The organism is Bartonella sp. CB10SXKL (assembly GCF_042195515.1).
In the GTDB taxonomy this organism is placed as follows: Bacteria; Pseudomonadota; Alphaproteobacteria; order Rhizobiales; family Rhizobiaceae; genus Bartonella.
Genome location: NZ_JBHION010000031.1, coordinates 1 through 5,756, shown reverse-complemented (window position 1 = coordinate 5,756; position 5,756 = coordinate 1). Strand labels below are relative to the sequence as shown.

The 5,756-nt window shown below is 37.0% G+C and carries 4 protein-coding genes; all 4 read left to right on the top strand.

Annotated features, from left to right (window positions below; all coding sequences use genetic code 11):
* On the top strand, positions 1 to 1,244 hold a 1,244-nt coding region (locus tag ACFIK3_RS08905; protein WP_375676576.1), incomplete at its 5' end, for a DUF637 domain-containing protein.
* A 12-nt stretch (positions 1,245 to 1,256) separates the two neighbouring features.
* On the top strand, positions 1,257 to 3,836 hold the full coding sequence (locus ACFIK3_RS08900) for a DUF6990 domain-containing protein (protein WP_375676575.1): 2,580 nt from the start codon (positions 1,257 to 1,259) through the stop codon (positions 3,834 to 3,836).
* An 88-nt stretch (positions 3,837 to 3,924) separates the two neighbouring features.
* Positions 3,925 to 4,275: an HNH/ENDO VII family nuclease gene (locus tag ACFIK3_RS08895; protein WP_375676574.1), complete on the top strand. Its 351-nt coding sequence runs from the start codon at positions 3,925 to 3,927 to the stop codon at positions 4,273 to 4,275.
* A 270-nt stretch (positions 4,276 to 4,545) separates the two neighbouring features.
* Positions 4,546 to 5,016, top strand: a complete 471-nt coding sequence (locus ACFIK3_RS08890; protein WP_375676573.1) for an SMI1/KNR4 family protein — start codon at positions 4,546 to 4,548, stop codon at positions 5,014 to 5,016.
* Positions 5,017 to 5,756: the final 740 nt, after the last annotated feature.

The following is a 5,756-nucleotide window of genomic DNA, read 5'->3' as shown; positions in this document are numbered from 1 at the left end:
GCGTGCAGACGGCTCTTGAGGGCGGCTCTCTTGACAAGAACTTTTTTAACAATCTGCGCATCGCCCTGTCTGATACGGTTGGCAAATCATTGGCAGAAGAAATCGGTACCGCCAAGGCAGAAGGCAAAATAGACACGGTCACGCAGATCGTTGCCCACGCCGGTCTTGGCTGCTTAAAAGGCGCGGTTGCGAGTGGTGCTTGCACGGCCGGTGCTGTGGGGGGTGCTGTGGGCGAAGCCACAGCCATGCTCCAGTTTAAACTGTCGACCAAAAATTTTATACAAAAAGAAATAGCAGCATTGGATGGTCGTGTTCCAACGGCAGAAGAACAAGCGCGTATCAATGCAAAGATTGAAGCACAGTTTTCTGATTTTAATGATCATGCCATTGATATCGCGCGCATAGCGGGGGGCTTTGCTGCTGCCCTTGCTGGTGGTGATGTCAATACTGGCGCTGATGCCGCAGGTAATGCTGCCGAAAATAATTTTCTTCCTGCGGTAGCAGCTGCTGTAGCGTTCATTGTGTCGCTTACGCCACAAGAGTTGGCAGCTCTGTCTCTTTTTATGGCTGGTGGAGCAACTATTGTTCAATCTCCTAACAATAGAACCGCTATAGCTGATTTCCTTACCTATTGGTTTGCATCGAAAAATTCTGCAGAAGATAGCGAAAAAACAAATCAAAACTCACAAGAAGAAAAAAATAAAGATTCTCAGAAGGAAAGTAAAAATAAGAAAAAAAACGGAAACAATAAAGAACCACAAAACAATAATGATGGAACGGGTAACATACTTGGACAAGTCAGGAAGCATCATGATAAAAAACGCGATGAGAAAAAACAAGAATTAAATGATGAAGGATGTAGAACATGCAAAACAGAAATAGTATTCAAAACTAAGACGGATAAGGGGGTAGTAAGATCTCGTGCGGATATTGTTTATATAGAGAATGGTAAAATAAAAATTGGCGAGGTAAAAACGGGGAAGAATTCTAAATTAAGTGAACAACAAAAGATTTTAAAAGAGGCATATAAAGAAGGAAATGCAGAGCCCACAAAAGGCAAATTTACGGAATTTCTTAAAGATAACAAAGAGTTCTTAGAAAAATATCAAAAAGATTTCAAAGATTTTAAAGGAAGTAAGAAAGAATTGGAAAATGAGAATAGAAAATGGATTAAAGAACAATTGAATAATAAGTTAGACAAAACTGACGTTAACGTTTTTCATTATCCAGGACTTTTTGAATGAAAGTGAATAGCGATGCGAACTAAAGACGTGACAGAGATTTTAAAAACGCTTGGCTGGGAACCTTATCGTGCTGAAGATGGTAGTATGTTTGCGCATTATCATCTTCCCGATCGCATTGTAGGCATTAGTTATGATGTTGTAGATTATGGAGAGGATGGGGGAAAATTTCGGCTATCGGCTGATTTTACCACTGCTGCTTATTGCCTTGCTTGGGAATATGCTAGTGGTGAAGTATCACAGGATAAGTATGAAGATACGCTGTTTTCTGCGAAAGAGGATTTCGATGTTACAGCTTCAGATCTCTCAGAAAGCCATGTTAAGGAATCTTTAAATAGGGTTATCGCTTGGGCGAAAGCACAAGATATTGAACAAAAATTACGTGAAAAAGCAGCCAATCATTCTGCTGTTGCAGAAGCATTACTTGGTGATATTGAGGCTTTAAAAAGTTCTAAGTTTACACCCCAATTACATGTACCAGAATTTTCAGATTACAAAACAATAGGGTGGATTGAGCGCCTCATTCTTTTTGCGCAAGCTTATAAAAACGGGGAGTTAGATGACATTTTAGCGCGTAAAAAACCTAAACAGTGGTCGATGAGTCTTACAGCAGCAACTCGCATTTTTAAAATTCAAGGGTGGTTTGCCACAGAGCTTGGGAAAATGTGGTTGGTTTTGCCGGATCGTTTTATTAAGTTAGATTTTGGCTTTGTACATCTCTATGATCAGTACAATATTCATCTCGAAGCTGAAATATCTAATGAAGAGATTTCTTTGGCTTGCTTGTATATTCATTTTTGTGGACAACGTAATCTTGTACGACCTACGGATATTTATCGATCTTTTAATACGATTGGAGGAGAGAATTTTCGTGGGGTTGATAAAGGAATTGATATTTGTGTAGAGATATTGAATGAGCAAGAGTTGACAAAAATCTCTGAGCGGGTGATACAGTGGGCACGTGCCCAAGATTTACAAGCGTCAATAGAAAGCAAAACGCTTATCCAAAAATATAGCTATTATCCAGCTGTGATTTGGCATTTGGCTTGTTTAGCATTGACAGGTCAAATTGATGTCCTAAAATCCTATCAAGATTCTATTGCAGAGGATAAGATTCCTGAGCATTTGCAAAATCTTGATGAAGAACTGGAGGGGTATGTTAATCACGCTGTTGAATTTGCAGAAAGACATCTGAAAATCTTTAATGAGCGAAAAGCCATAGATGATCGTCTTAGTTTGCAAGATTTGTCTTTTCTTAATACAGTTTCTGAAGACTTAAAAAGGATGGGGTGGACAGTTTATCGAGATAAGAACTATGATCGCAATGCTTATTTTGTAAGTAAAGACCTTATCATCAATATAATGTATAACCTTCAAAGTGATGAAGAAGAGCCGATTGTTGTATTTAAGGCTTCCCTTTCAACACTTAGTTTTTCTACTGCTCATAGAGAGATGTTTCCTAGATTGCCCCAATATATAGCTCTCAAAGAGGCAGAAGAATTTTATACAGTTTCTAGTACTGAATTGGATGAAGGTAAACTGAAGCAGATCTGTGCGGATATTTTGTGCTGGGCTGATCGACAAAATGTGAATCAAATCATCTATGATTATGCGGCTTTGTCCCCAGACAGTGAATATGATTTTGCGAAGTTGCACCTTATTGCACTTATTCTTATTGGGGATGTTGAAAAACTCAAATTTTATAAGGAAAGTTTGAAGGATAAAAACTTTTCAGCTTTGATAAGGGAAAACATAGCACATATTATTGATAACGTCCTTACTCTTGCACGCCGTTATCGGACTGGTTTTCCTAAAAATGCTCCGATTTTAAGCTTGGATGCGCAAACAGCATCTGTTGCTTCTAAAACAACTTCTGTTGAAGTGGCAGAGGAAGTGGATGAAGCGGATGACACTGATGATCGTCTCACCATGGAAAGTGCTCATGCAATTTTAAAAAGCCTAGGCTGGTCAACCGAGAAAATCAATGAGAATGATTATATGGCAAGCTATCAATTGGCTGATCGTGAAGTAGACATTCTTTATAACGACGAAATTGCCAAAGACTACCCACAATTTGATAGCGCCTTTTTGATTAGCACGGGCATTCTTTCCACCGCTTGTAAATTCATTGATCCTACCTACACGGAAGATATTCCAGATTTACAGCTTAATTTTGAAGCAAAGGGTTTAGAAATCTTTGAACCAGAAGTCACTGCGGATCGCTTAAAGCAAGCGCTTGATGACGCGCTAAAATGGTCAGTCAAAGACATTGACCTTTCTAAAAGGCTACGCTCTGATTATGGTATAGCTCCTTGGGAAAAAGGCGCTACGTCTAAAGCAAACGATACGGATTATGCTTTACTTCATCTTGGCGCTCTTGCTTTGTTGGGTGATGCTGAAACCTTACAATCTTATCAGCAAAGCTTTACGGCAGGTGATCACCTAGGTTTTGACGAGAGCATCAACAAAACCCACCTTGAACGTGCATTAGCTTTAGCCAAAGAAGTAGCAAAGGTGAAGCAAGTGAGCTACGCTTTGATTGAACGGGTAGCAAAAGATTTTGATGATCACTCAGAGCTTTCTAGCGAGGAATAACCTCGCTCTTGGAAGGAGAGTTTATTTAAGTCTATTTAGAACAAAGAATAAATTGATTATTTTGAAAAAATCGAGGGGATTATGAATCATGAAATGGATAAAGAAAAAAAGTATGGGGGCAGCTGAGCCGGTGGAATTTAAAAGTCAAAAAGTTTATCAGGAAGATGAACTGTGTGAGCCCGAAACAGTTTCTTCTTGGAAAGAAGAAGGACAGATAGTAACGGGTACAAATGTGGAAAGAATGGTATCAGGAAGAGCACCTATTGGAGTCGATTTTAGACCTATTATGTTACATCCTGTGACACAAGAACAAGATAGTCCTCTCGTTGAGGTTCTCTACTCATTTTATCAAGGCAGGAGTTTGCTTGCTCCTATGAATCCAAAGACAAATTTTATCAGAAAAGTTATTTGTTGGATTTCAAAAAAAATTCCTAAGTAGGAAAAAAGAAAGAGTAATTATTGCAAATATTGAAATAATATCCCTAAAAGGCGCTCTCTAAACTTTAATGATCACCTCCTTTAATTCCATCATATATTGTAAATGCGAGATGATTGTACAGAGACAGATGAGAAAAGAGCTCCGTCAAGAACATATCTCTTATGATTTTATCAATCTCATCTCAATTCCATTGGCTATAGTAGAAAAAGATTGATCATTAGGAACACTCATTATGAGTAAAAACACGCTGTGACTTATGGAGAAAAATTTATGAAAAGTTATACTTTATCAGATGTTGCACAATATGTTGATATGCATAGTCATGTTATTAATTTTGGTACTCAAGATAATGCCCCTGATGATGTACGGATTAAAACAGCTGAAAACACTCTTGGTTTACAATTTACCTCTTCCTATAAGAATTTTTTAAAAAATTATGGAGGAGGAGAAATTGGAGGTGAAGAAATATTCAGTATTTATGAAGTCTGTGCAGGTATTCCTGCTGGTGATATTGTTTACCGAAATTTGCTCGATAGAAGAGATGGCTTTACGGACCCCAAACAACTTGTTATCTGCACAACTGATTTTGGTGAAACCTTTTATTTTGATTATACGCAGTTTCGGGATGGTGAATGCCCACTCTATCTCAAGTATACATCTGAAGATTCCGAATATTACGCAAGTAATTTTTATGAATTTCTCTGCAAAAGAATTAAAGAGTATGCAGGGGAAGATTCATGAAAACTTATACCTTAGATGATGTTATACAACTAGTTGATAAATAGAATAATTGCGATTTATTGCTTGTTATGAAAACATCTAAAAAGAGATTGATCATTATAAAGATTAGAAAAATCCCTTTTAATAGACCGTGTCAGTGTTGTCAGTTCTTTTTAGAGCCTATATTATTTTTTTAATGAGAGAAAATTAAAATCAATATATTTCAATAGGTTAAGATTTTACAGATCTTAAAAAAACAATCTATATTGATAATACAACCTATAAATTCAACTAATAATATACGTTTTGAGGGGGTTTTGACGGTTTTTACACCTTCAAAACCTATAAGTAATATAAGAAAATGAATATACATAACTCTCTTTAAACAAAGCTTTTGAAAAGCATAAAGCACTCATTTTAGATTACGATATAATCTTTTAAAGGCAATTCAAAAGAAGCCTATTCACTTTAAGATGGGATTTCTTTTTAGAATAACGCATATAAACACTCCTTTTAAGATGGTAGGTAATCAACTTAACAAGAGAGGTATAGATTAATCGCTATGTTCTATACCCCTTATGAGTTTATCATACCCATTATGTGAGCATGCTTTTAAGTTATTCAGTTTCTCTTATTTCCAATTTTGGTAGGTTCTTAACAATTTTCATTGTCTCTAAACTTATGGAAATAACTCTAGAGGGTAGGCAGGGTTGCCAATGGTTTCAACAGCATAACGATTGGCATCATTAACAATGCCACTC

Excerpts from the sequence above, each read along its gene's own strand:
- ACFIK3_RS08900 (WP_375676575.1), top strand. The coding sequence starts at position 1,257 with ATGCGAACTAAAGACGTGACAGAGATTTTAAAAACGCTTGGCTGGGAA.
- ACFIK3_RS08895 (WP_375676574.1), top strand. The coding sequence starts at position 3,925 with ATGAAATGGATAAAGAAAAAAAGTATGGGGGCAGCTGAGCCGGTGGAA.
- ACFIK3_RS08890 (WP_375676573.1), top strand. The coding sequence starts at position 4,546 with ATGAAAAGTTATACTTTATCAGATGTTGCACAATATGTTGATATGCAT.